Annotated in this window: 24 protein-coding genes; 8 read left to right on the plus strand and 16 right to left on the minus strand. The window is 37.4% G+C overall.

Annotation, left to right across the window (positions count from 1 at the left end):
* Positions 1–27 precede the first annotated feature (27 nt).
* The 5 genes from NYQ66_RS03230 to NYQ66_RS03250 form a co-directional block, all read right to left on the minus strand.
* A complete protein-coding gene (locus NYQ66_RS03230) occupies positions 28–969 on the minus strand; it encodes a ParB/RepB/Spo0J family partition protein (RefSeq protein ID WP_259866772.1) in 942 nt (313 codons plus the stop codon).
* 232 nt (positions 970–1,201) lie between these two features.
* Positions 1,202–2,029 (minus strand): phosphoenolpyruvate hydrolase family protein, encoded by an 828-nt coding sequence (locus NYQ66_RS03235; protein ID WP_259866774.1) that lies wholly within the window; start codon positions 2,027–2,029, stop codon positions 1,202–1,204.
* 3 nt (positions 2,030–2,032) lie between these two features.
* Complete coding sequence (locus NYQ66_RS03240; protein ID WP_259866776.1) at positions 2,033–3,268, minus strand: Tm-1-like ATP-binding domain-containing protein; 1,236 nt, start codon at positions 3,266–3,268, stop codon at positions 2,033–2,035.
* A 30-nt stretch (positions 3,269–3,298) separates the two neighbouring features.
* A complete protein-coding gene (locus NYQ66_RS03245) occupies positions 3,299–3,655 on the minus strand; it encodes a cupin domain-containing protein (protein ID WP_259866779.1) in 357 nt (118 codons plus the stop codon).
* Between the two features lie 84 nt (positions 3,656–3,739).
* Complete coding sequence (locus NYQ66_RS03250) at positions 3,740–4,294, minus strand: helix-turn-helix domain-containing protein (protein WP_259866781.1); 555 nt, start codon at positions 4,292–4,294, stop codon at positions 3,740–3,742.
* A gap of 349 nt (positions 4,295–4,643) precedes the next feature.
* On the opposite strand from NYQ66_RS03250, the gene NYQ66_RS03255 reads away from it, so the two are divergent.
* From NYQ66_RS03255 to NYQ66_RS03275, 5 genes are all read left to right on the plus strand, one after another.
* Positions 4,644–5,405: a sugar phosphate isomerase/epimerase family protein gene (locus NYQ66_RS03255; RefSeq protein ID WP_259866783.1), complete on the plus strand. Its 762-nt coding sequence runs from the start codon at positions 4,644–4,646 to the stop codon at positions 5,403–5,405.
* Positions 5,406–5,465: 60 nt separating this feature from the next.
* Positions 5,466–6,506, plus strand: a complete 1,041-nt coding sequence (locus tag NYQ66_RS03260; protein WP_259866785.1) for a Gfo/Idh/MocA family protein — start codon at positions 5,466–5,468, stop codon at positions 6,504–6,506.
* Between the two features lie 169 nt (positions 6,507–6,675).
* Positions 6,676–8,025, plus strand: a complete 1,350-nt coding sequence (locus tag NYQ66_RS03265) for an ABC transporter substrate-binding protein (protein WP_259866787.1) — start codon at positions 6,676–6,678, stop codon at positions 8,023–8,025.
* Between the two features lie 74 nt (positions 8,026–8,099).
* Complete coding sequence (locus NYQ66_RS03270) at positions 8,100–9,041, plus strand: carbohydrate ABC transporter permease (RefSeq protein ID WP_259866789.1); 942 nt, start codon at positions 8,100–8,102, stop codon at positions 9,039–9,041.
* A 3-nt stretch (positions 9,042–9,044) separates the two neighbouring features.
* Complete coding sequence (locus NYQ66_RS03275) at positions 9,045–9,887, plus strand: carbohydrate ABC transporter permease (RefSeq protein WP_259866791.1); 843 nt, start codon at positions 9,045–9,047, stop codon at positions 9,885–9,887.
* A 170-nt stretch (positions 9,888–10,057) separates the two neighbouring features.
* Here the strand turns inward: NYQ66_RS03275 and NYQ66_RS03280 are convergent, their stop codons facing one another.
* Positions 10,058–10,327, minus strand: a complete 270-nt coding sequence (locus NYQ66_RS03280) for a hypothetical protein (RefSeq protein ID WP_259866793.1) — start codon at positions 10,325–10,327, stop codon at positions 10,058–10,060.
* Between the two features lie 31 nt (positions 10,328–10,358).
* Positions 10,359–10,907, minus strand: a complete 549-nt coding sequence (locus tag NYQ66_RS03285; protein ID WP_259866795.1) for a GNAT family N-acetyltransferase — start codon at positions 10,905–10,907, stop codon at positions 10,359–10,361.
* A gap of 345 nt (positions 10,908–11,252) precedes the next feature.
* On the opposite strand from NYQ66_RS03285, the gene NYQ66_RS03290 reads away from it, so the two are divergent.
* The 3 genes from NYQ66_RS03290 (at position 11,253) to NYQ66_RS03300 (ending at position 13,644) form a co-directional block, all read left to right on the plus strand.
* Positions 11,253–11,801 (plus strand): short-chain dehydrogenase, encoded by a 549-nt coding sequence (locus NYQ66_RS03290; RefSeq protein ID WP_259866797.1) that lies wholly within the window; start codon positions 11,253–11,255, stop codon positions 11,799–11,801.
* A 198-nt stretch (positions 11,802–11,999) separates the two neighbouring features.
* Positions 12,000–12,497 (plus strand): sigma-70 family RNA polymerase sigma factor, encoded by a 498-nt coding sequence (locus tag NYQ66_RS03295; RefSeq protein ID WP_259866799.1) that lies wholly within the window; start codon positions 12,000–12,002, stop codon positions 12,495–12,497.
* Positions 12,490–13,644: an anti-sigma factor gene (locus tag NYQ66_RS03300; RefSeq protein ID WP_259866801.1), complete on the plus strand. Its 1,155-nt coding sequence runs from the start codon at positions 12,490–12,492 to the stop codon at positions 13,642–13,644. Before NYQ66_RS03295 ends, NYQ66_RS03300 begins: the two co-directional genes overlap by 8 nt.
* A 71-nt stretch (positions 13,645–13,715) precedes the next feature.
* Here NYQ66_RS03300 and NYQ66_RS03305 read toward each other — a convergent pair whose 3' ends face one another.
* The 9 genes from NYQ66_RS03305 to NYQ66_RS03345 form a co-directional block, all read right to left on the minus strand.
* Complete coding sequence (locus NYQ66_RS03305; protein ID WP_259866803.1) at positions 13,716–14,750, minus strand: anti-sigma factor; 1,035 nt, start codon at positions 14,748–14,750, stop codon at positions 13,716–13,718.
* Positions 14,743–15,264, minus strand: coding sequence for an RNA polymerase sigma factor (locus NYQ66_RS03310; protein WP_259866805.1), 522 nt, complete (start codon positions 15,262–15,264; stop codon positions 14,743–14,745). The genes NYQ66_RS03305 and NYQ66_RS03310 overlap by 8 nt, the downstream gene beginning before the upstream one ends.
* Before the next feature lie 391 nt (positions 15,265–15,655).
* A complete protein-coding gene (locus NYQ66_RS03315; RefSeq protein WP_259866807.1) occupies positions 15,656–16,042 on the minus strand; it encodes a DUF192 domain-containing protein in 387 nt (128 codons plus the stop codon).
* Positions 16,043–16,247: 205 nt separating this feature from the next.
* Positions 16,248–17,093 carry an aldo/keto reductase gene (locus tag NYQ66_RS03320; RefSeq protein ID WP_259866809.1) on the minus strand — a complete coding sequence of 282 codons (846 nt, stop codon included), beginning with the start codon at positions 17,091–17,093 and terminating at the stop codon, positions 16,248–16,250.
* 165 nt (positions 17,094–17,258) lie between these two features.
* Positions 17,259–18,791 carry an alpha-N-arabinofuranosidase gene (locus tag NYQ66_RS03325; RefSeq protein ID WP_259866812.1) on the minus strand — a complete coding sequence of 511 codons (1,533 nt, stop codon included), beginning with the start codon at positions 18,789–18,791 and terminating at the stop codon, positions 17,259–17,261.
* Positions 18,792–18,929: 138 nt separating this feature from the next.
* Positions 18,930–20,960 (minus strand): beta-galactosidase, encoded by a 2,031-nt coding sequence (locus tag NYQ66_RS03330; RefSeq protein WP_259866814.1) that lies wholly within the window; start codon positions 20,958–20,960, stop codon positions 18,930–18,932.
* Between the two features lie 575 nt (positions 20,961–21,535).
* Positions 21,536–23,191, minus strand: coding sequence for a glycerol-3-phosphate dehydrogenase/oxidase (locus NYQ66_RS03335; protein ID WP_259866815.1), 1,656 nt, complete (start codon positions 23,189–23,191; stop codon positions 21,536–21,538).
* Between the two features lie 165 nt (positions 23,192–23,356).
* Positions 23,357–24,850, minus strand: a complete 1,494-nt coding sequence (glpK, locus tag NYQ66_RS03340) for a glycerol kinase GlpK (protein WP_259866818.1) — start codon at positions 24,848–24,850, stop codon at positions 23,357–23,359.
* Between the two features lie 198 nt (positions 24,851–25,048).
* Positions 25,049–26,815 carry an alpha/beta hydrolase family protein gene (locus tag NYQ66_RS03345; protein WP_259866820.1) on the minus strand — a complete coding sequence of 589 codons (1,767 nt, stop codon included), beginning with the start codon at positions 26,813–26,815 and terminating at the stop codon, positions 25,049–25,051.
* Positions 26,816–26,853: the final 38 nt, after the last annotated feature.

Consider the following 26,853-nt stretch of genomic DNA (forward strand, 5'->3'; position numbering starts at 1 on the left):
GATGACAGGCACTCATAATTAACAATCCTAATGCTCTAAGTTAGGTGGTACACCATCAGTTTGACCCTCTGATTCCTCCTCTGGATCATCCAATAGAATGATAAAACCTTCAAAATAGTTTATTAAATACTGTCGCTGGCTTAAAGAAAGGTGATTTACAAAAATAGTATTTCGAAGGATGTTATTTATCTTATCTATATATTTCAATAATAGCTTATAGATTGACTTATGACTTTCGGCATCAAAATTGGTATTCATTTTTTTACTTGATATGATTTCCTCTAGTTTGTCTCTGTCTCTATCTCTAATTCCAGATTGAACAACTTCATCAATGCATTCTTTTTTAGTGACCTCCCTCAATAATTTAAAGCCTGGGATTTTTGTAAAAGTATCAATTGCTTTCACTGCATTCCCAGTGATTTGTCCTTCCTTGTATAACTCAAATATATATTCTTTCGTTTGATACTTGATGTTTTTTAGGTAGTGGATATCAGTTATTACGTGTCTGCCTAAATTTTTCTCCTCACCGGTCTTTACCCATTCCGGATTAACATTCTTGCCTTTTATATATTTTGTTATTGTTTCAACAGTGACACTACAGCTTTCCGATAGTTCTGTCACTTTGTAGGGCTTTATTGCTAAGAGATGATTTATCATACGCTCTAGCTCATATGGAGTTCTTTTTTTCGTGTGGAATTCTGTCTTAAGTCTTTTAATTATTCTTTCATCTGGTGAGGTTACCTCCTCTACGATACACAATGCCTCATTCTTACCAATATAATCTAACGCATTATACCTTCTGTATCCCTCGACTAACACATAACTTTTTTCAGATACTTGTTCTACTACAAGTGGACTGGTCAAACCATATCTAGATATATCTAATTCGAGCATCTCATCTCTTTTTTCTTCTCGAAAAGGTTCTTCCAACTTCTTTATTTGTGCTAGTTTAACTTTTCGTATATTCATGATGTATCTCCCCATTCCTTTTTAGAATGGATATTCTTATGAGAGATTGTCTTATTACAATTAAAAGTGTAGTGCCCCTATTGGACTTTTAATTAAAAAGTGCCTGTCACTACCCAAGAATTAGACATTTCACGGATAGTGACAGGCAGCAGTTAACAATCATCAAAGAAATTTGATCAGTACCTTTTCTATATTTAACTAGTATTACCCTTGCCACTAAACTAACACTCACTTAATTTCTTATTGCTTTAAACGTCTCCACTTGCCCCGTTATCGCCTTCTCAGTTGGCAACCTCTCAATACTAGATGCACCAAAGAAACCCGCAACGCCGTTTGTATTTTCTAATACGTATGCAGCGTCCTCCGGTTCAGAAATCGGTCCGCCGTGACATAGCACAATGATGTCAGGATTAACTTTTTTGCCAGCATCATGAATTCGCTGAACAAGATTCGTAGCATCTTCAAGAGTTAACGCAGTACTAGCTCCAATACTACCTTTTGTTGTTAGCCCAACATGTGCAACAAGTACATCTGCTCCAGCTTCTGCCATTTTAACTGCATCTTCTTCATTAAATACATATGGCGTAGTGAATAAATCCAATTCGTGCGCTTTACGAATCATATCTACTTCTAAGTCATATCCCATCCCAGTTTCTTCAAGATTCTGACGGAATGTACCATCACATAAACCGACAGTAGGGAAGTTTTGGACACCTGAAAACCCTTGCCGTTTTAAATCAGCTAGAAAAACATCCATCGATCTAAAAGGATCCGTACCACAGACACCAGCAAGTACGGGAGTATTTTTTACAATAGGTAATACTTCATTTCCCATTTCTACTACGATCTGATTAGCATCACCATATGGCATAAGACCTGCTAAAGATCCCCTTCCTGCCATTCGATATCTTCCTGAGTTATAGATGATGATTAAGTCAATGCCGCCAGCTTCTGCGCATTTGGCTGAAATTCCTGTACCGGCTCCACCACCAATAATAGCCTTATTTTCTTTCATTTGATTATTTAAATTATTCAATATTTCTTTCCTACTTAAAGCCAATTTCTAGACCTCCTTTAAACTGGTTGCCTTGATTAATTCATGTATTTTATCTGCCATTGTATTAGCAACAACTGCATCATTAATGTCTTCCTCTAACTCTATGAAAGGAATATCTGTACGAAGTGTTTCTTTCATACCTTGTAATAATGCTTCTCTTGCCTCTGGACTATCGAAATCATTTCCTTTTGTATCTAACATGGAAACACCGCCATTTGGAAAAACAACGACAACAGGAGATGTAGCTTTACTTACTTTTCCCCCTAATTGTCTTCCAAGTTCACGATTTTCTTGAACAGTTGTTCTCATTAATGTAGTAGTTGGGTTGTGTTGATAAAACTGGCGATCAGAGAACTTGTCAGGAACTGTTTCCCTAGGACCAAAATTAACCATATCCAATGCTCCTACAGAAACTACTTGAGGTATGCTACATTCACCAGCTGCGAGGAGCCGGTCTGGTCCAGCACTAAAAACGCCGCCAACCAATTCATCCGCTAATTCTGTTGTAGTTGCATCGACCACACCTTTAATAAAACCGGCCCGAATTAATTCTTCCATCGCCAATCCACCAGATCCAGTTGCATGAAACACTAAGACATCATATCCTAATCCTTCTAATTTATTTCTAATCTGGGTACAACATGGCGTAGTAACACCAAACATAGTCATTCCAATCATCGGCTTATCATTGTTGACAACGCTTTCATTTTTGTTCCCTTGCACCATTCCAGCAAGGGAATGGGCAGCGTTACTTAGTATTTTACTAGATAACGTGTTTATTCCTGCAATATCGATGACGGAATACATCATTGTAATATCCTTCACACCTACATACGGTCTCGTATTACCCGATGCTACGGTAGAAACTAAAATTTTGGGTACTCCTACATTAAGTGCCTGCATTGCAGAAGCTGCAACCGTAGTACCTGCTGTCCCGCCCATACCAAATGCTCCTACTACCTCTTCTTGATCCATTAGCTGTTCCATTATCACTTTAGCACCTTTTGTCATTACAGCAACCGCATTCCCTCGGTCATTTGATTTGACTAAAGTATTTAAATCACTTCCGCCTGCACGAGCAACAACATCAGATGCTACATCAGGTGTATAGAGTGGTTGATCTAACACACCTGTATTAACTGTGATTGTTTTGATATTTTGACTCTCTAGGATGTTTTTCACAAAAAGATATTCTTCTCCCTTTGTATCTAGCGCACCAACTAATACAACTTTTCCGGACATCCTATTTCTCCTCTCTAAACGATATGGATATTATTCACCAATTGTTTGTCTGTCTGGAGATGAGTACATAATTAACATGCGACATGGTTCCCAACTGGTAACTTTAGCATCATGCCATACATTTCGTGGAATTCTTAACATCATACCCGGTTTTAAGTGATGGATCTCGTCACCAAGTGAATGATCACATTCTCCCGATAAAACAAAAATGATTTCCTCGCAATTTGGATGCATGTGCTTCGGATTGGACTTCCCAGCATCAATATAAACCATGCCAAATGTCATTTCGCAATTAGGGTCAATTTCCTGGCCGCATAACCATTGAATTTTACCCCAATCCATATTTAGGATGTGCTTTTCTAGATTCAAATCAGAAATCGTAGCCATAATAGCCTCCTCAAAAGTTTATTGTCATGAACACAAGTTAATTATAATTCAACATTGTTGAATAAACAAGAGGGAATTTTCTGATTAATTAGAACTGAAAATCGCCATATATTTAACTTCATCTGAAATAGGAGTTAACGTATGCTCTTCTAGCGATGTAAAGTATATCGAGTCTCCCGGTCCTAAAGTGTACTCCATGTCACCAACTTTGTAATTCATTACACCCTCTAATACAAAAACGAACTCTTCCCCTTTATGCGATAGCGCATGATTATACACTTCACTTTTCCTTGCAACAAAATAATAGGGTTGCATTATTTTATCTTGCCTCGCTGCTGCAAAAGCATAGAAAGAATATCCTTTCTCCGTTTTGATTAGTTTATCATTATTCTTATAGGTAGATGCTTGTGTATAAATGGTACCCACTTCTTTGTTCTCTTCTAAGAGGTCAGATACTGTTACCCCTAAAGTTTCTGCGATTTTCATCAGAGTAGCTATCGGGGGTGTGGTAACTCCGTTTTCAATCTTAGACAGAAGACTTTTACTAAATCCGCATGTAGATGCGATCTCATCCAGTGTTCTGTTTTGTTGCTTTCTAATGTATCTTATCTGTTTTCCTAATTTAGGTCCTAAATCCATTTTCGTTTAATTCCTTTCTACTTTAGCATTATTTGTTTACTCTCACGCTACATTTTATAAAATGAAAATAAAATAACATACAAGGATATCTATATTAATAATTGTATAATAACACTCTCACAAAGAAAAGAGTTGTACAATCTAAGCATATTATACTATAGAATTGCAGTTAATAAATATAAAAGTTTAATAAAATTGAAAAAATGGGTTGTATATTCAACATTGTTGAATTATAATTAACCCATCAATCGAAAAGAAGAGCCGGGAACACGAAATAATTAATGTATCCGCTTACAACTAATGCATATACATAACCCTTTTCTTTTCTAATAATTAAGGGGGGAATTACATGAAGTTTGCTTTTTCACGACCTACAGCTTCTGATAAGGAACGTGATGAACTATTTGGACATTATGAAACTATTGGATATGACGGTCTTCAATTGAAACATGCTCAATATGCTCCTTTTATTAAAGATCCAGAAAAGTTTAATGCATTGTGGGGAGAACATAAAGGTATTGCATCTGGACTTATTTTTGGCGGGAAACTAGATAATCAAAATCAACAGGATTTAAAAGATTTGATGAGGTTTTCTAAAGCGATAGGAACAGAGCGGATTTTGTATTGCCACGGGATACCAAGAGACCAAGTATCGCAGGATGATATTAAGCACTACGCAAAAGTACTGTCGGAATTAGGGCAAGAGTCTAAAGAAAAGTACGGTGTCGTTTTATCACTTCATCATCATTTTGATCAACCAGTAATGTACCGGGAAGACTTTGATATATTCTTTGACAATGCTAATGATTCAGTGAAATTAACTATAGATACTGCACACCTATATAAGTCCGGTATAAATGATATAGCCGAAGTAATTACTAGTTTTAGAAGCAAAATTGATAACTTTCATATGAAGGATTTTGCTGCAGGGGATTGGAAAGTTCTTGGTCAAGGAGAAATTGATTTTGGACCAATTTTTAAAGCGATCAGTGATATCGAATTTAGTGGTTGGATGTCTGCAGACGAAGAAAGCGGAGGAACAATATTAGGTGGGATGAAAGAGTGTCTCACTCACATGAAAAAAGGTGTGGAACAATTTTCTTATAAATAGTAAGAAAATTAACTATATTACAAATTTATTTAAAAACTAAACTGAGGTGGGGTAATTTTGTTGACTAATAAAATTTATCGAGTAGGTATCGTTGGTGCGGGTAATGTTACACGGATGCATTTGGATGGTCTGAAGAAAAATAAAGATAAAGTTGACGTAGTTGCAATTTGCGATCCGAATTTAGAAGTTCTAAATGAAAGAGCGGATGCTTATGACATCGAGAACCGATTTACTAGCTTAAGTGAATTTATCGCTAAAGCAAACGTCGATGTAGCAGTAGTGTGTACACCATCAGCCATTAGAAAAGAAATCTTATTTCCATTAATTGAAGCCGGTATTCCTATCTTCTGTGAAAAACCTTTCTGTGAAACGCTTGAGGAAGCAGAAGAAATTACAGAAAAGGCAAAAAAACATGGAGTGCCAATTAGTATCGATCAAAATTTCAGAACTCATTTCTCTTTTGACTTTGTAAAAAAGTTAATTGCTGAAAATGAAATTGGGAGTGTATCCTCCGTTCGTTTTCACGACTATTTTTTCCGTCAGGACCAAGGTTGGCGAACACAGCGCGAGAGAAACTCTATGTCGGTCATGGGTATTCACTGGTTTGATGGATTTAGATGGATTTTGGGTAGTGAAGCAAAAAGTCTCGTTTGTCAGACATATTCTTCCCCTGCTGTTGAATGTGCTGGGGATACTGACTCAACTGTTCAAATTTTATTCCAAAATGGGGTGCCCGTCACTTATACCCAGAGCCTATCATCTGCATACAACAGTACCCAATTAGTAGTAGTTGGAGAAACAGGAACACTTTTAGCAGATTATACTAATGTTTCGCTATATCGCAGGGGTAGTAAAGAACCTGTTACAACTTGGAAATTCCCAACAGGTGGCCCAGAATTAAAACCAGATACAGCGTTTGAAGGATTAAGGCAATTATTCGAGTCGATGGAAACTGGTGTGACTGCATTAAATAGTTCTGAAGATAACTTAAAAACTATTTCTCTATTAGAGGCAGCTTATCAGTCAGCCAAAGAACAACGCATCGTTTTCTTTAATGAAGATGGAACATTGAAAAAAAGTGAATACTTAGAATTGAGTTAATAACTGAAAGAATACTAACTATGTTTCCTCATTCCTTAGTCATCCAAAACTAATAAGAAATAATGAATGAGGAAACGATAGTTAACTAAATTATACAAAAGAAAGAAGGAAAATTCTAGAAGGTTTACAACCTTAACCATATTCATTAATTATAAAGAGGAGTGTGTTTATGAAAAAAATAGTTTCATTGTTATTACTTGTCATGTTTCTGTTATTAGCAGCTTGTTCATCAGATGGCAGTTCAACAACATCTTCATCAGATGGCAACGATTCAAATTCTAATCAATCAAATGATAACGATGGTGGTTCAGAGCCAACAAAACTAACAGTTTGGTCATTCGTAGAGACATACTCAGATTATTATAAGTATAAAGCCGAAGAATGGAATAAGGAATATCCTGACAGACAAATCGAATTACAGGCAGAATTACTACCATTTAGTGACATGTGGAAGAAGTTAACACTTTCACTACAGTCTGGAAAAGGCGCCCCTGATCTTGTGGATATTGAGGTTCAGAAATTTGCAAACTATCTTCAAGGTGACACTCAGCTGGCTCCACTTAACGATATTATCAATCCTGATGACTATATTGAGTCGAGGTTAAATCTATATGCAAAAGACGGTAATTACTATGGTGCCCCGAATAACTTAGCTTCTTCCGTTATGTTCTATAACATGGATATTATGGATGAAGCTGGAGTTCATCCTGATGATATTGAGACATGGGATGACTTCGTAGAAGCTGGCAAAACAGTTAAAGAAACTACAGGGAAACCAATGTTTACAGTTCCAACTTCTGATCCGGTTCTTTTCCAAGAATTAATTTTACAACGTGGGTCTGATCTATTTGATGAAGAAGGTAACGTCACTATAACAAATCAAACAAATATAGATATGCTTCAATTTTTACATGATAGTGTTTATAAAGATGAAATTGCAATCCCATCACCAGGTGGTGGCCCTACAGAGGAATCCTATTTTGGATTCATGAACAACAATGGTGTAGCGGCAAATTTAATGCCGGAATGGTATATTGATAGATTTCTTAATTACATGCCAGATTTAGAAGATAAAATATTAATTCGTCCAATGCCAACATGCTCAGATGCTGATTGTTACACTTCTGTAGGTATCGGTGGTACTGGTACTGCGGTAATTAAACAAAGTGAACATGTTGAATTAGCCAAAGAATTTCTTCAATATACTAAAACAACGAAAGAAAGTGTTTTAGGTATATATACGCATATGGGTAAAATTCCACCAATGCATGTTTATGATAACGAGGTATTTAATGAAACAACAAAATTCACTGAATTTTTCCTAAACGAGAATGTTTTTGATGTAATAGAAGTAGCTACAGAGACCGTTATTGCACCTAATGTTCCTGAAGACTATCCTAAGGGTGTGTCAGCGATACAAGATGCAATATTCAATGTAATACAAAATAACAATATGACTCCTGAAGAAGCGCTTCAACTTGCTGAAGAAGATGTTAAAAATCAATCGAGTTCTAACTAATAATAGAATAATGGAGAATAGGAGATTCAATCTCCTATTCTTTCATACAAAATCTATTAAAAGGAGGTAACAAAGTGAAGCCTCAAGAAACGACGGCTCAAATGACGCAAATCAAGAAAATGACTAAGGGTAATCCAATCAAAAAAATGATATTTTCTCAAAAGTTAGCACCCTTCTTCTTCTTAACACCTTTCTTTCTAGTTTTTTTGATTTTCTTTTTATATCCAATTTTCGAACTATTCAGAATGAGTTTCCAAAATATATTAATAGGTCAAACAGAATGGGTTGGATTGGCAAATTACAAGCAGATGATGAATTCTCATTTTTATACTGCTGTAAAGAATACTTTAATTTACACATTTTGGATCATAGTAATACTGATTCCTATACCTATGGCCCTAGCAACTTTATTAAATTCGAAGTATTTACCATTTAAGAATTTTTTTAAAAGCGCTCTATTCATCCCTTCTCTTGTATCCGTAATTGTCGGTGGTGTTTTTTTTGGACTAATGTTTGGAGATACTGAAAAAGACTTTATTAACAGTTTATTAGTGCAAATAGGTTTCTCTCCTCAGCAGTGGAAATTAGGGGCAGCAACAGGAATGTTTCTAATGGTATCACTGAATTGTTGGCGCATACTTGGTATTAATGTCATTTATTTCTTGGCAGGCTTGCAGAGTATCCCAAATTCATTATATGAGGCTGCGGATATTGACGGAGCGAATGCGGTGCAAAAGTTTTTTAGGATCACCGTCCCTATGTTAAAACCAGTAACATTGTTTGTTCTTATTATCAGTATCTTCGGAGGTCTCAGAATGTTTGAGGAATCCTATGTTTTCTGGAAAAATGGTTCTCCGAATGACATTGGACTTACAATTGTTGGATATGTGTATCAACAGGCCTTCGACTATAACGCTATGGGGTTAGGGGCAGCAGTTAGTGTAGTCTTACTTTTACTAGCACTAATCATTGGCATGTTCCAACTAAAGTACTTCGGTGCTTTTAAGGAGGATTAAGAAGTGGGACAAAATACTACATCTAAAATTAAAAAAACATTATTAATTCTGTTTTTCGTTTTCACAAGCTTTATCGTGCTTTTTCCGTTTTATGTTATGTTTATCTCTGGATTTAAGCCCGCATCAGAACTATTTAGTAATGGACTAAATGTGAGTATGGCTTTAGACACATTAACGATTGAAAATTATATCTACCTATTTACGGAGGGAAAAGAATATTTCCGTTGGTATTTTAATAGCATCATTATTACAATTATCACTACGATCGGTTCTGTTATCCTATCATCCTTTGCTGGATATGCACTAGCTATTTACAAATTTAAAGGTAGAAACTTAATTTTTGGATTGGTTATCTTTTTACTGTTAGTTCCTGTGGACATTTTAATGCTTCCTCTATACAAAGTTATGATTTTTCTTGGTTTAGTAGATACGTATTCAGGAGTGATTTTACCGTTTATAGTTACGCCATTTGTTATATTCTTTTTTAGACAATACGCGATTGGATTACCAAAAGAAATTATTGAATCAGCTCGAATTGACGGTTGCACAGAATTTGGGTGCTATGCGCGAATTATGGCTCCTATGATGTTACCTGCGTTTGGTGCGATGAGTATTATTCAAGCTATGAATAGTTGGAACAACTTTTTATGGCCATTAATTGTATTAAGAAGTAACGAAAGCATGACTTTACCAATTGGACTTGCTTCATTAATTTCTCCTTATGGAAATAATTATGGCATGCTATTAACAGGTTCTACTTTAACTGTTATTCCAATTCTTATTGTATTCCTTTTCTTCCAACGTTACTTTGTATCGGGGATAACCGTGGGTGGAGTAAAGGGATAATCTTGTTATTTGTACCTCACGCTTTTAAGTTCAAATAGATGAAGCGTTTGCACCCAAATCTTTATGATTTGGGTGTTGCTATACCAAAAGCTATATAATCATTAATAAATAGTACCTAGTCACCACCCAGTCGAATTCGGCAATTTACGGGTGGTGGCAGGCACTCACAATTATTGAATTCCATACTTCACATATAGCTCATTGTGCTGGGTTGTCTCGTCAACTACAATAATAGCGCCTCCGACCATCTGACCATCAACAACCGCCTTATATGCAATTGCTCCTTTTTTTATAAGCGATTGATTTATATCCGTTTCAGGCAAAATTCCCTCATTTAAATCTTCGAACTCAGATTCTGCACCTTTTTGAAAAGCCTCTTGCATATCTCTTTTAAACTGTTTTAAATCCTCTGTACATAGAGGTAAAAGCTTAAAATCCATCTTCTTGTCTCTCCTATAAATTTAGATGAATCTAATCCATCACTTTTTTAAAGTGGAAAAATTCATAATTTGTATCTGGTTTCGTTTCATCCACTTCAACGTCTGGACCAGGATTACCTTTATGCAAAAATCCTACAATTTTAAATCCACATTTATTGACATAAAAATGAATATTGCGCTTTTCAAAATACGGTGTGTATAGATCCCAAACTTTAGTATGAGGGTACGCAGCCTCTATTGCTTGCCAAGCTTTTGTTCCGATTCCCTTACCATGTGCATTTGCGTTCATATATAAAAGTACAACTTTATTATGCTGCGTGCCTTCATCAATTTTTAATAGAGCTCCACCTAGTTTTTCACCGTTCATTACGAGATGATAAATAGCTGCACCTGGTTCCGCAAGTGTCTTCTCAATATTCTCTTCTGGTGGAATGGGTGCTATTTCAATCGGATTGTGGTGTTCTGGAAAGCTATCCTTTAATCCTTTCAAAAAAGCTTCGCGCGATTCCTGCTTAAAATTAGCTAGCTCATCCTTGTTTACCGGAAGAAGCGTAACGAGTTGTTCAATATTAGCTGTCATCTTGTGTAATCCTTTCCGCACATCATATGCTTTACCTTATTATCCTCTATATTTAAAAGTATAGAGTAGGACTATAGTCAAGGGGTAGATAGCCATTTGTATGGATTCCGGCTTGTTTACAAATAGTGCCTAGTCACCACCCGTAAAATCATCGAATTCGTTAAATTTACAGTTGATGACAATCTTTTTTCCTTTGCTTTAGCACAAAAAATGATCGTCTAATTGGCGATCTTTAATTTACTCCATGGTTTTCAAGTATTATTTGAATCTCATGTTAAAATAAAAGATAAATTTATAATCACAGAGTAAAAAACAGGTCAGCGGAAGAAAGCGGGGAATAGTAAAATGAAGCATGCATTAGTAGTTGGCGGAACAGGTATGTTGTCTGACGTATCACTTTGGTTAGTAGATCGTGGTTACCATGTATCTATAATTGCACGAAATTCTAATCGAATGGAAAAACTAATGAGCACAACACACCTTAAAGACAACATAACACCTCTGTTAGTAGATTACACAGATGGAGAAAAATTGCAGGAGCAAATTCATTATACAGTTGAAAAGAATGGGAGTATTGACATTGTAGTAGCGTGGATTCATTCCGTTGCTGAACATGCACTATCCGTCATTATAAATGAGGTATCACAAAAGCAAGATGAATGGGAGTTATTTCATATTTTAGGCAGCAGTTCAGATTTAGATAGGATAAAACAAAAGGCATCTGTACCAGAAAACTGTTTATATTATCAAATCCAATTGGGCTTTGTGAATGATGGTAGTCATTCAAGGTGGTTAACAAATGCGGAGATTTCGGCTGGGGTTATGGAAGGGATTAAAAAGAAAGAGCGAGTACATACAGTTGGTCAACTTGAACCTTGGGAAAATCGGCCATAGGAAAATACTAAATCGACAGGTGCCAGGCACCTGTCGATTTTCATTCACATCTGTTTTCTCCATAATGATACAACCATTCCTTATATGTCGCTAGATGATTATCCTAAAATAAGCTAGTGCGGAATTAATTTTTCATACATTTATTTTTTCTGTTACCTTTTTGAGTCTGGTTCGTTTTATTAATGAGGGGGGGAGCAAATGGAGAAATCCATCGATAGTATTTATAATCAATATTTTCATGATATTTACCGATTTTTGCTCTCCCTAAGTAAAGATCACTATACAGCGGAAGATCTCGTACAGGAGACATTCTTTCGTGCCCATCTGAACATTGAGCATTATGATGGGGAAACAGTTAAATCTTGGTTGTTCTCTGTAGCATACCGCGCTTACATCGACTATTATCGGAAGCATAAACGCACAGTAGTGAAAGAACAGGGCTTTTTTGCAACGCTATTTGATAAAAAGAAATTACTTCTAGATTCTCTTGTAACAAAAGAAGAAATAGAAGAGATTGTTACTTTACTAGATAGCTTACCTGATAAGCATAAATATGCTGTGTTACTTCATGATTTCCATGGATTGACTCAACGTGAAGCGGCAGCGGTGATGGACATCCAGCAAAGTCATTTTAAAGTATTGTTATTCAGAGGTAGGTCCGCGATCAGACGGAGAAAGGCGGGAGAAAATGAGTGATGAATTTAAAAGGAAACTTGAAGCCTATGAAAAAGGTGAATTATCTGAAACAGAGCTGGAAGCATTTGAAAAAGAGTTAGATAAATTTGAAGCATACCAGGAGCATCTACAAGAGAATGGTCCACAAGAACAGGTGAAAAATCCTATAAAAGATAAGAACCAGAAAAAAATATTACGACGTGGTAAATGGAAAGCAAGGTTTCAAACTGCGTTCATGGCGATTGGGTTATTTATTGCATTTACTATAATTGCGTCGATCTTTACTTCTATTTATTTTACTTGGGGAAAACCGGATCGGTTAGAAGTGTACCGCAGTATCATTGACCATACGCTAACAGTAACAGACCCTTATGGTTATATGGGTGGAACAAGTACGAATACAAAGGCTTACTTTAACTTAGAAGCAACTAGAGACCTAAATAAAATGGTAGGACATGAATATATTCAAGTTGGTGAATTAGAAGTGAATTTCCTCTTTTCCTTGATGGCAATACCCGAAGAAAAACATTATGGACGGAAAACCCAGGACGATCCTGCCTTCACATATCCTAAATCAGGCTCAAGAGGGATGTCTGACTGGAACCAGTTGGAGGATCTACCTGAAGGTACCGTAGTTTCTGCCTATGTTTCTTTTTCTGAATTACTAGAAACAAATGAAGTGTTTGATTCTTTTCAAGGAAAAAATATGGACTTACTTTGGTTGGCTGTTGATACAGGTATGGAAAATAAGTCGCCAGATGAAGGAATTATTTTTGATCCGATCGGCTTTCCAACCTCTCCTATTTGGCATGATGATGATTTTACTGTAACGGAACACACAGAAGAAAAGTTTGGGTTATTTGGAGGTAAAGTAGTCGGTGAAACTGCGGTGTCACCGAATTATGAAGATGGTGATTATGGAGTCCTTCAGGAACAATTCATCAAAACGTTAGCGTTCTTAGAACAGCATGAAAGTAAAGCGGATAAATTAGTTTGGGGCAACATGAATCTTAGCGAACGGATGGAATATCTGAACGAACACGGATTCCAGCACTACGGGGCAGTTGTCACAGGCCCAACGAAAGAAATATTACAGCTACAAAATGAAGAATGGATTGCTGAACTAGAAGTGGATGAAGTAGCATTTTGGAATTGGAATGAACAATAGGAACAGAAAGTGCCTGTCACCACCCGTTAATTGTCGAATTCGACATTTATCGAGGTGGTGACAGGCACTAATTATTCCCAGTTCCACACTTCAATCCCACCTAAGTTAAACTCGTAGAACATTTCTTCTTCTTTTAGTCGTTCAATTTCACGGATCGGACCAGTGACGGTTGCACCATAAACCGCCAATTCATTTTCCTTGAGATAGGAAAGTCTCTTTTCATCCGTTTCTTTGTCATAATAATCCCCATGCTCAATCAACCACTCTAAATCCTGATAAAATTGATCCACTGCATGCGCTAAGTCTTCTTGTCGTGTTAAAGCATGATTTTTGGACGACCATCTGTTTTTATCATCGTATTCGATAAAAGGTCTTAATAGGAGGCCATCAACCCATGTTAGACTACCTGAGCTACTCATGCCCACATTAAACGCTTTAAGCTCTCCTGCATAAATTGGCATTTGGTGAATCTCTACATCATACTTGGAAATAATCTTTCTCAACTGTTCCGGTTCCATTCTTTCCCTAGTCGAAAAGCTAACTTGCGCTACGTGCCCATCATCTATTTTTTCTAACTGGTCAAATAATGGAGATGGATTTGGATTACTAGGGGGTGTTGCGGGTTTGTCATGAAGCGCATAGGAGGACAAAGCAAACCCCATTTCCCCTTCGTCTATATATTTATTGTCCAGATCAACGGAATAGTTTATCTTGCCAAATAATATAGACTTGCTTGCAGTCACTTCCCCCACAGCTACTTTCCATTCACCCACTTGCCTATAGATGGGAAGGGTCGTTTTCTGTGTTAAAAAAGGAGTAATCTCCGCTGCATGCCAAGTTTCATGTAAATCTACGGCTATGCCCGGGTACCTCAATTCCACCATCGTGGTAACCACTCGATTAAATTCATCTGCTTTTCCTGACGTGTCATAATAGATGGAAGTAGGAATCATATAAACTATATAAAGTAGTAAAATAGCAAGCAGCGTTCGAATGACCGTAAATGTAATCGAAATTCGTGTGCGCCAGACCAACTTTTTCGCACTCTTCTTATCTACTTTGTTCTCTTCTTCTGTCCATTCGTTCAACACATCATCTTTATCCATCAAATTCATCCCCCTTCTTTATACGATCATAGTATCGAAACTTTTCCCTAGCTCTGTGAAGTGTAATTTTGACTTGGCTTTCTGATAAATTCATGGCTAGAGCAAGTTCCTTATAAGAAAAATCTTGCACCTCTCTTAAATACAAAATGGTCTGCATGCGCTCGGGTAGCATGTGCAAAATTTCTTTAAGCTCTTGTTGGCGTGTTTTACTTTCTAGCTCTTGCTGCGGATCTCCTAGACTACTAACGGATGGATATGCTGACTGGACTCTTCCAACCATCTGCTGCTCTGCTTTTGCTTTTCTGGTGGAATCAATATATAGATTCCGAGCCACTTTATATAGCCACCCTCTAGCTTGTAAGACATCTTTTACTTTCAAAGAAACCATTGCTCGATAAAAGGTTTCTTGCAAGAGTTCCTCTGCCAACTCGCGGTTCCGACACATTTGCATGAGATATCTGAAGAGCGGGAGCCGATATTGCTCAAATAACTCTGTAAATATAACCTTTTTCACTCGACTCCCCTCCTGTTTACCTATATAACGAAGTTGCTTCTAGTTTGTTACATATTTTCTAAAACTTTTTAATAAAAAAAGGTCCCAATCCTCTTCCATGCTCACACACATGAAAAGGTATGGAACCTAAACGAGTAAAGATTATGTATAGGACGAAATATTATTTGTACTATGCTTTCTATGATCCTATCATTTTACTATGCTTAGTCCTTAATAATGTGCAATCGGGGTATTAAATCTGTTCTTTTCTAACTATTTTGATGTTGTGTTGGCTGACATCTTAACGCTTGTTGAAAAGAGTCAATGGACTTGGCCACAGAAAGCAAATGGTGGGAGAGTGGGGATGAGTCCGAATAGGATAAGAATAGTGCCTAGTTGGACAGAACAACTATTAAAATAGACGCACATAATCCCCTTCTTCAATCTGATTTTTTTCAAACCAACCACGATTCACTTCGATTGCATAATGATAAAAAATCCCTGGATCATACATCGGACATGTATTCACATAACAAGGCTCCATATCTAGTATTCTTATTATGCTACCATCCCAATCAAGAAAAGCAATAGATAAAGGAATAAATGTATTTTTCATCCAAAAGCCACCATATGTTTTTTTGGGAAACACAAATAACATTCCTGCATTTTCGGGTAATTTCATCACAAATTGTAAGCCCTGTTCTCTCTTTCTTTGCGTATCCGCAACTCCAACGGTTAATTTAGTTTCCCTGTTTCTGCTGACTATTTTTATTATTTTTGTATTTATTCTATTTTCCATGATCTCTCACCTTTACGTATTTCTTGGAAGTCCTTCAATCAATTCAGCATATGCAATTTTCACTTTATTCGATACACGATCATCCTCACACCTATAAATATACGCAAAACCTTCTATTTTTTTATAAGCAAAAAAAAATATAGCCACTCAAATGAGCAGCTATATATTGAAAAAGAAGATGAAGAGATTACATTCTATCCAGCTCTTATTTTCCTAAACCAATAAAAAATCCTACCATAGAAGTATCATGAAGAGAATAGAACGAACTTTCTTCTTGATCCAAACTTGCAATCAATTCCATATCCTCATTTGTAAGTTCAAAATTAAATACATCCATATTTTCTATCATTCTTTCCTTATTTACAGTTTTCGGAATAACGACTATATCTCTTTGAATAAGGTATCTTAATGCAACTTGGGCGTTGGATTTATTGTACTTTTCACCTACAGATTTCAATGTTTCATTTGAAAATATATTATTTTTCCCTTCAGCAAAAGGTCCCCATGATTCCATTTGCACGCCATATTTATTCATGATTTCCTGAGCCTTTTTCTGTTGGTAGAACGGATGTGTTTCCACTTGATTGACTGCAGGAACAACTTTATTGAACTGAATGAGGTCCATTAATCTATCTGGATAAAAGTTACTTACCCCAATTGCTTTCAATTTCCCTGCTTCATATAAATCTTCCATTGCCCGATAGGTTCCATAATAATCATTAAAAGGTAGATGGATCAATACTAAATCTACATAGTCTAATTGAAGTTTTTCTAAGGATTCTTCGATAGATTTTTTTGCAGTTTCATAACCAGCATTAGAAATCCATACTTTTGTGGTAATGAATAGCTCTTCTCTTGGAACACCACTCTTCTTAATCGCTCTACCTACAGCCTCTTCATTACCATATGCTTGTGCCGTATCAATGGATCGGTAACCTACACTGATTGCATCTAATACACATCTTTCACATTCTTCCTGATCGTTAATTTGAAAAACGCCATAGCCCAAAATCGGCATTTTAACGCCATTGTTTAATTCAACATATCTCATCGTATGTACTCCTTTTTGTTCAAAACTTTTCTCTTTTCATCTGATTAAGCAAGTACTACTAATACAACATTAAAAGTGAAGTAGTACTATCATTGTACAACTTTTGAGTGACTTGAAGTCAAGTAAATAGTGCCCTGTCATCCGTCACTTAAGGTGATGAGAGTCTCATTGAACTTCAAAAACAAGTACTGATTTAGACGGCACAGTTACAGAAACTTCATTGTCTTTAAGCTCTATTTCATCAAAGGCTTCAGGCTTAATTCTGTTTGGATCACTAAACGTGTTGTGTGCATTCATCGCTTCAGCTGTTAATACACGTCCGGAAGCTTTTGAAAAGCTACCGATACCATCAAGGTTACATGTCAATGGTTCTGCATTATTTGGATCTAGATTACAAACAGATATGTGGACTTTTCCCGATTCATCCTGCGATGCAGAGACGTTCAGCATCGGAACACTATCCTCCCCGTATGTGTAGGTATCTGTGCTAACGCTTACACGAAGTAACGTCGCATCTTGGTGAACCTTATACATCTCAAACACATGATAGGAAGGTGTTAAAATCATTTTTTCCCCTTCCGTTAAAATCATCGCCTGCAAGACATTGACCATTTGTGCTATGTTAGCCATGTGTACACGATCACATCGGTTATTGAAAATGTTAAGATTAATCCCTGCCACAAGTGCATCACGTAATGTATTTTGCTGATAGAGAAATCCAGGATTTGTACCAGGTTCCACTTTAAACCAAGTGCCCCATTCATCAACAATTAGATCCACCGTTTTCTCGGGATCATATTTATCCATGATTGCCGTATGTTTTTCTACTAACTCTTCCATCACTAATGTTCGTTTCATATAATCAAACCATTTTTCTTCTGTGAATTCTGTGGCAGAATCATAGTTTGCTCTGTTACGGGTGTAGAAATGAAGCGCAAGTCCGTCCATTTCCGGGCGGTGATGTTCCCAAATATCTGTGACAACCTCGTCTGGGATTGGTTCCGTTCTTCCTAATCCTTCCCGCATCATGACTTCTGTCCAGTGATAGTCTGCTTCCTGTGGTCCACATGCAATTTTGTAGATTGGCGTATCCGTATAACTTCTTACAAAGGTTTGATAACGACGGTAAACATCAGCGTAGTATTCTACTCTCATTTTACCTCCGCATCCCCAGTTTTCATTTCCAACCCCAAAATATTTAAGCTTCCACGGTTGATCTCTACCATTTTCTCTTCTTAAATTGGCCATCGGGGATTCCCCGTCAAATGTGATATATTCCACCCATTCTTGCATTTCTTGTACTGTTCCACTACCAACATTGCCACAAATATAAGGTTCCGTATCTAACTGTTCACATAAATCCAAAAATTCATGGGTACCAAAGTGGTTATTCTCCACTACTTTTCCCCAGTTATTATTGACAATGCTTGGCCTAGATTCACGAGGACCAATGCCGTCCTTCCAGTGATATTCATCAGCAAAACACCCACCTGGCCAACGCAGATTAGGGATATTCAATTTCCTTAATGCTTCTACTACATCATTACGAATCCCTCGTGTATTTGGTATCGAAGAATCTTCCCCTACCCAAATCCCTTCATAAATACATCGACCTAAATGTTCTGCAAAGTGACCATAAATATGTCGACTGATCACTTCCTTTTTCTCACTTTTGTTCACATGAATGAAAGATGTCATGGTTTCTCGACTCCATTATGATAGATTTATCGTAGACTATGTTCTTTTACATAATTATTCTAGATTTCCTATTTGAAACTCCGGTTAAATATTTAATCAATACCTGCTTCTTGAAGGGCTACTCCCTGTAGGAGAAATCTAGTTTTTTAATACCATAACGCCCTTGGCCTCAATCGTTACTACGCCAGTTAAAGATGCACCGCTGATTAGATCGATCCTTTCCATCTCACCTAAATCAAAATGAGAATTACCATCATTATGGTTCATTATAAACAAATAGGATTTCCCTTTTTTTGTTCTCTCTGAAACTTCTACACCCTGATCCGCACGGAGGACGTGAGAAGCAATTCCTTTTTCTTTACACAAGTTAGCAAGGAATCCTTGTAAAAACGCTTGGTCTGGACTGGATGCAACATAATACGCCGCACCACTACCATAGCTATTTTTCGTCAGCACCGGCATACCTTTATAAAAATCAGATCCATACGTTGCCAGTACTTCTGCACCTTCAGAATGAATGAGGTCAAATAGAACATTACATTCATATCCACCTTGTAAATCTCCCCAAGCTTGCTGCATGACGATTTGGTTGTTCACCTTAGGATCAAGAGCGTCAATTTCTTCCGCCCATATTCCTAATAATTGACGAAGTTCACCAGGGTAACCACCAAGTGTAACGAGATCATTTTCGTTAACAATCCCACTAAAGAACGTGGTTACGAAGGTTCCTCCGTTCTCCACAAATGCTTCTTGCTTTCTCGCATAACCATCTTTCACCATATATAAAACTGGCGCGATCACTATATCATATTTGCTTAGATCCTCATCTACACCAATCATATCAACTTGGATATTTTGCTGATAAAGCGCATCATAGTATTTATGCACTTCGCTTACATAATCTAATGCGATGGATGGACCACTGGATAGTTGAATTGCCCAGCGGTTCTCCCAGTCGAACACAATAGCGACTTTCGCGTCCACTTTTGCATCAAGAAAATGATCAGACATTTGGGAAAGTTCTTTTCCTAACTGTGCTGTTTCTTTAAATACGCGGGTATGCTCATGCCCAACATGTTCAATCACAGCACCGTGATATTTTTCGGTAGATCCAATCGAGCGTCTAAGTTGGAAAAACATAACCGTGTCTGCCCCACGTGCTACTGCTTGGTAACTCCACAGTCGCATGACACCGGGCCGTTTTAAAGCATTATATGCTTGCCAGTTTTGTTGGCTAGGTGTTTGCTCCATTAACATAAAGGGCTGACCACTTTTTAGACCTCGCATTAAATCATGGGTCATAGCAGTTAAACTGATAGGCGTATCAATCGTTGGATAGTTATCCCAAGCGATTACATCCATTTCTTTCGCCCATGAAAAGTAGTCTAATTCCTGGTACAATCCCATCAGATTCGTAGTAATCGGAATAGCTGGTGTATGTTCACGAATTGCATCTCGCTCAAGCTTATAGCAATCGAGTAAGGTATCTGATTGAAAGCGACGATAATCTAAGGAAATCCCTTGAAAATTGGAATTCATACCGCCTTGCCATTCCTCACTCAAAACGTTTGGAGGAACAATTTCATCCCACTCATAAAATGTATGGCCCCAAAAACGTGTATTCCAAGTTTTATTAACTGTATCTATTGTTTTATATCGCTCTTTTAACCATTCACGGAAACCATTTGCACAGTTGTCACAGTAGCAATAGCCACCATACTCATTCGAAATATGCCAGATTAATACAGCAGGATGATTTTTGTACCTGTCTGCCAATTTTGTCGCCATTCTCTCAGCATATTTCCGGTAGGTTGGGCTGCTTGGGCATGAGTTATGCCTGCCACCGAACTTTCTTTTTCTGCCCTCAAAATCAACACGTAAAATATCTGGATACCTTTTTGCCATCCATGCTGGGTGTGCTGCTGTACTTGTCGCTAAGCAAACATAAACACCATTGTTATAAAGTCTGTCGATGGTTTCATCTAACCAACTAAAATCATACGTATCTTCATTTGGTTGATTGAGTGCCCATGAAAACACATTGATCGTTGCTACATCAATGCCAGCTAGCTTAAACATCCGAAGATCTTCTTGCCAAACTTTTTCATCCCATTGTTCTGGATTATAGTCACCGCCATACCATACTTTCGGCAACTTCTTATTAATCATGCCATCCACTCCTTCATTTGGGTGTCCGTTTTGTTCCTATACTTGTTTAAATTCAATCCAATCTATTTCCATTCCAGGCTTGATAAAGGAAAACTTCAGCTCATATGAGCCAGTTTCTAGCTCTAGCTTTATTTCTAATACTATTATATATATTCCATTTTAAACCTCCGTTCCCTTCCAATTTTTTAAAAAAAGTGCCTGTCACCACCCGTAAATTGTCGAATCTGACAAATTACGGGTGGTGACAGGCACTAATGGGATAATTGACTGTAGATATTTAAAAAAATTATAATTAAAGAAACAAAGCCAAGTGGCAGTAACACCGCAATGCAACTATTGTCCGCATAAGAGCGTTTGACCGAATTATTCGTTGTTATAAGAAGTAAGCCGTTGCCTTAGTCAGGATGACGGCTATTTCTTTTTGTTTAGATATACGAAAATAGTTACAATAAATCGACGGGTACCTGGTACCTGTCGATTTATTAATTTTGTATAGAGTCAAGTGAAAAGTAGTTTGACGAAGTTGATTTTGAATGACGAATAAGGACTAAAAACCTTAGATTCATACATATTAATTATTCCTCAACCGGATGCGTCGCCTCATGCACTTGTTGATCTAGCTGCTCTGTGTACTGCTGCTCCTGTTCATCTGTCCACTTAAATAAGTTGGACATGTATCGAATGACTGGTGTTTTATGTGCACGAACCCAGTCTATCGAAAAGAAAAGGGCACCTGTTCGTCGAATGAAAAAATCTACTGGTTTGTAGGCTAACTCATATTCGATTGCATACTGTAACTGTGCATATACAAGTAAGTCGATCCCTGCATCCTTCGCCACTGTTTCACCATTCTTATAGATGGATAATACTTTGTCTATATTGGAACCGTATGTTTGTACAAGTTGTTTCGCATTTTGTAAAGAAACACCGATTTGTAACGCTTCTTCCACTTTTTTAATACAAAAATCTGCGAATCCTTTTGATCCACCAACGTCTCCACCAGATAGTGTCATATGCTTCGTATTGGAATCACTATAAAGAATGCCATCTTCCTTAAATTGTCTAATAACAGTATTTACAACACTTTCAGCCATTTTTCTGTAGCCAGTTAATTTCCCACCTGCAATGGATATCAAATTTGAATCTGATACAAAGATTTCATCTTTACGTGAAATTTCTGATGGATCTTTACCTTCTTCATGAATTAATGGTCGTAATCCTGCCCAACTAGATTCGACATCCTCAGCAGAGATGTTCACCGATGGGAACATAAAATCAATCGCACCTAACACGTAATCTCTATCCGCCATAGTCATTGTTGGATGAGCAATATCGCCTTCATAGACAGTGTCGGTTGTACCTACATAAGTTTTACCGTCCCGCGGAATTGCAAAAACCATACGTCCATCTGGGGTATCAAAGTAAACCGCCTGTCGTAATGGAAATTTTTCACCATCAAAGACAAGGTGAATCCCTTTTGTTAATTGTAATGTCTTCCCTTTTTTAGAATTATCCTTTTCTCTAATTGTATCGACCCATGGTCCTGCTGCATTGACGATTGTTTTCGCATAAATATCATGCTGAGCACCATCAATTTGATCCTCTACTTTAACACCAATTACTTTGCCATTAGTGTAGATTAAATCTATTACCTTCGTATAGTTGAGCACATGCGCACCTTTCTCGACAGCCTTTTTCATTACTTCAATTGTTAAGCGCGCATCATCGGTTTTATACTCAACATAGTAACCCGCACCTTTTATCCCGTCTCGTTTTAGTAAAGGCTCCCTTTTTAACGCTTCTTCTACACCAAACATTTTTCTTCGTTCACTTTTTTTAACACCTGCCAAAAAATCATATACCCTTAGACCAATATTCGTAGTGAAAGGGCCAAATGTTCCACCCTTATAAAAAGGAAGTAACATCCATTCCGGCGTCGTTACATGTGGAGCATTCTCATAGACGATTTCCCGCTCCTTACCTACCTCTGCAACCACACCAAATTCGAATTGTTTCAAATAGCGTAAACCGCCATGAACTAATTTGGTTGACCTGCTTGATGTACCAGCGGCAAAATCCTGCATTTCAACGACCGCTACTTTCAACCCTCTCGCTGCCGCATCAAGCGCAATCCCAGCACCAGTAATTCCTCCACCGATCACAAGTAAATCAAGCGAGCCATTTTTCATTTTTATACATGTATCACTTCGTTTTAAACTAGACAATAACATCCCATCGCTCCTCTTTATATGTCACATGTTGATTTATTTACGACGGAAACTTAAAAAAGAGACCACAAATCAACTTAAGCTTTTTACTTAAGTTATTTGCGGTCTCTCTAATTCTCCGTCCAAATTATTAACTTGTGACTATTATAACACAAAACTAAAACTAAATTACTTAAAGGCCCTCGTAACCTCGACGGCCTTTTTCCAGCCAGCATACAATTTTTCACGGTCTTGATCAGATATATTAGGTCTAAATGTCTCTTGGACCTTCCATTGTCTAGCAATCTCCTCGGTACTCTTCCAATACCCAACAGCCAAACCAGCTAAATATGCAGCGCCTAATGCTGTAGTTTCTTTAATTACAGGTAAATCAACTGTGTCGCCGATCATATCACTTTGGAATTGTACTAGAAAGTTGTTGTTCGATGCACCGCCATCCACCCGGAGAGTTTTCAATTCTATTCCAGAATCAGTGATCATCGCTTCTAGAACATCTCGCGTTTGATATGCGAGTGACTCTAGCGTAGCTCGAATTAAGTGTTCTTTAGTCGTGCCGCGTGTAATCCCAAACATTGCACCCCGAGCATCACTATCCCAGTATGGAGTTCCCAAACCTACAAAAGCGGGAACGATGTAAACACCTTCTGTTGAAGCTACTCTTTTTGCATAGATTTCCGATTCAGAAGGTTTTCTAATCATGCGCAACCCATCACGTAACCATTGCAATGCAGAGCCAGCAACGAAAATACTGCCTTCTAGAGCATATTCTACCTTTCCATCAATACCCCAACCAATCGTCGTTAGTAGTCCATGATCCGATTTCACCGCTTCTTCACCAGTATTCATCAACATAAAGCAACCGGTCCCGTACGTGTTTTTTGCCATTCCTTTTTCAAAGCACGTCTGGCCGAATAATGCTGCTTGTTGATCACCAGCAATACCGGCGATTGGAATTTGCTGGCCAAAAAAATGGTAATCGACCGTTTTTGTATAAATCTCAGAAGATTGACGTACTTCTGGAAGCATGCTTTTTGGCACGGTTAAAATATCCAACAGCTCGTCATCCCATATTAATTCATGAATGTTATACATTAAAGTCCGCGATGCATTTGAATAGTCTGTGACATGTGTCTTATTACCAGAAAATTTATATACAAGCCAAGCATCAATCGTTCCAAATAAAAGGTCACCATTTTCCGCTTGTTCCCGTGCACCTTCGACATTGTCCAAAATCCACTTTACCTTCGTACCACTGAAATATGGATCAATTAGTAAGCCTGTTTTTTCTCTGAATAGTTCGGTATGACCTTGCTCGCGTAGTTGCTTGCAAATATCCTCTGTTTGACGAGATTGCCAGACAATTGCTTTATAAATTGGCTTACCTGTATGCTTATTCCAAACAACAGTTGTTTCTCGCTGATTGGTAATACCAATTCCTGCAATCTGATGTGCTTCAACATCAGATTTACGCAACACCTCCGCAACACATGCTAATACAGAGTTCCATATTTCATTCGCGTCGTGCTCCACCCATCCAGGTTTTTGAAATAATTGTTCAAATTCTTGTTGTGCTGTCTCGACAATATCTCCAAACTTATTGAATATAATTGCACGAGAACTCGTCGTCCCCTGATCAATTGAAAGAATAAATGTTTCACTCACTCTAGATCCTCATCCCTTATAAAAAAATCACACATGCAGCTAGTTGCAACATGTGTGTAGTTAGAAAAGCTTTTAGCAACGTTAAAAAACTTGATTGTTTGGTGGTCATAGGTACATTTTTCTTAACACTCTCGATATACTTTACTCTCTAATGATATCGAGGGATTAAACGCTGGCCAGAAACATTTTTATCCAGCATTACATATGCATAACTTGACCAGCAACAATGTACCAAGTAATTAAAAACGCATTGACAAATGCTCCTGCCCAAATTGTTCCTGTTTTACGGAACAAATATGTAGACACTAGCGCTGCCAAAATGTTAATAAATACAAATTGGAATGCAATTACTGTAATTAATGCTTTATCCCATAATAGCGCACCGTTAAAGTACATTACAGAATATTGAATTACGAGTAAGACAATAATACCAAGTGCATTTATTAAGAAGTTTGCACCAAACCATTTTAAGAAGGTCTTCGTTTCTGTACCGGATTCCTTCATTCGTAATTGTCCGTGAAGCACAAGACCATTAACAATAAAGAAGATTAGGAATGGTAACAAGTACGTCAAGAATAGATAGAAATGGGATGCAGTCATTGCTTTAAATGGCATAACCCAAATTCGGAAATCAATATTAAAGAAAGCACCAACTAATACGGTTACACTATACATTGTTCCTACTGAAGCAGCAGCCAATAGAATTGTTTTACCGATTAGTTTCCATTCCATAGTGAATCCATAATGCTTTAATGAAGCAGCATTTTTCTTATTTGTGTAATGGAAGATCGTTAATAAGATTGTAGCAATAGCCGCATTAAATATTGCCCATACCGCAAATCCCGATGTGAAGTTTTGACGAAGAATTGGTCCTGCCGGGAACCAATTTTGTCCTAATTCAATAAACTTTATAAATGTTACTGCTGGAATAACTGTTGCTACAACGCCACTAACAATCCATACCCATTTATTTGATACTGCCTTAGATTCAGGTAATTCTCTAACAATATTTGCAAAATAACTAGTACGTAATAAGTTTCCTAAAACCGAAATTAGTAACATAATCGCACCGATTAGACCTGCAAGTGTTGCAAATTCTTTTGCTTTCCATGTTTGTTGGTCTGAGTCTATCGGATTAGGCGCAGGTATTGCATTATTCAAAAATTCAAGAACAACACCAATTGATTCTGTAGACCAGTGGGTGCCTGGATGAATTACAGGTGGTGCTAAGAACATACGTGCAGATTGGTCCTCGAAAGATCCATATAATTCACCTTCCTCCACCGGTTCCTCTACACCAAATATTTTCATCATTTTTTCAGTAGAATTAACATCTGCCGCCTTCTCAGTTCCCCACATAGTTAGTGAAAACTCATCATATTCACTAAATAGGATCGCATAATTGAAGGGTGTTTCTGCTGTTACTTCACCAGAACCAAAAGTCTCTGTTGAAGAAGAAACTTGAATTACTGTGTTAACTAATTCTGGATTGTCAGTTGCCGCTTTTAATACTGACCAACCACCCATCGAGTGTCCTTCAACTGCAACTTGGTCACCATCTATAAATGGTAAGTTGTGTAAATAGTGTAATCCTGAAGTAACACCTCGACTTAAATCTGCGGGAAACTGTTCTGAATACCCGTGTCCTGTCATGTCTAATGAAAGAACAATGTAACCACGTTTAGCAAATTCTATACTAAACGGTTCCTGTACTTCTCTTGAGTTAATGTAACCGTGCATCGAAACAACAGCAGGATATTGTTCTTCTAAGTTCATATCACTCGGCATGTACATTAAGGCACTGTGTACAATCCCATTATCCCCTACAAAGCGGATATCCTTTACCTCGACATCTCCACCACTCGTTTGCACGGAGTGAGCAATGATACTACTAATTAAAATAACAACTAAAGATACGATAATTGCTAACGGTCTAGAAAAAAAGCGTTTGTTCTTGTTCATCATCTTATTTCCCCCTTTATTATTCCTACTAGATAACAAGT

It is taken from the genome of Aquibacillus koreensis, from assembly GCF_025154055.1.
Lineage (GTDB): Bacteria > Bacillota > Bacilli > Bacillales > Amphibacillaceae > Aquibacillus_C > Aquibacillus_C koreensis.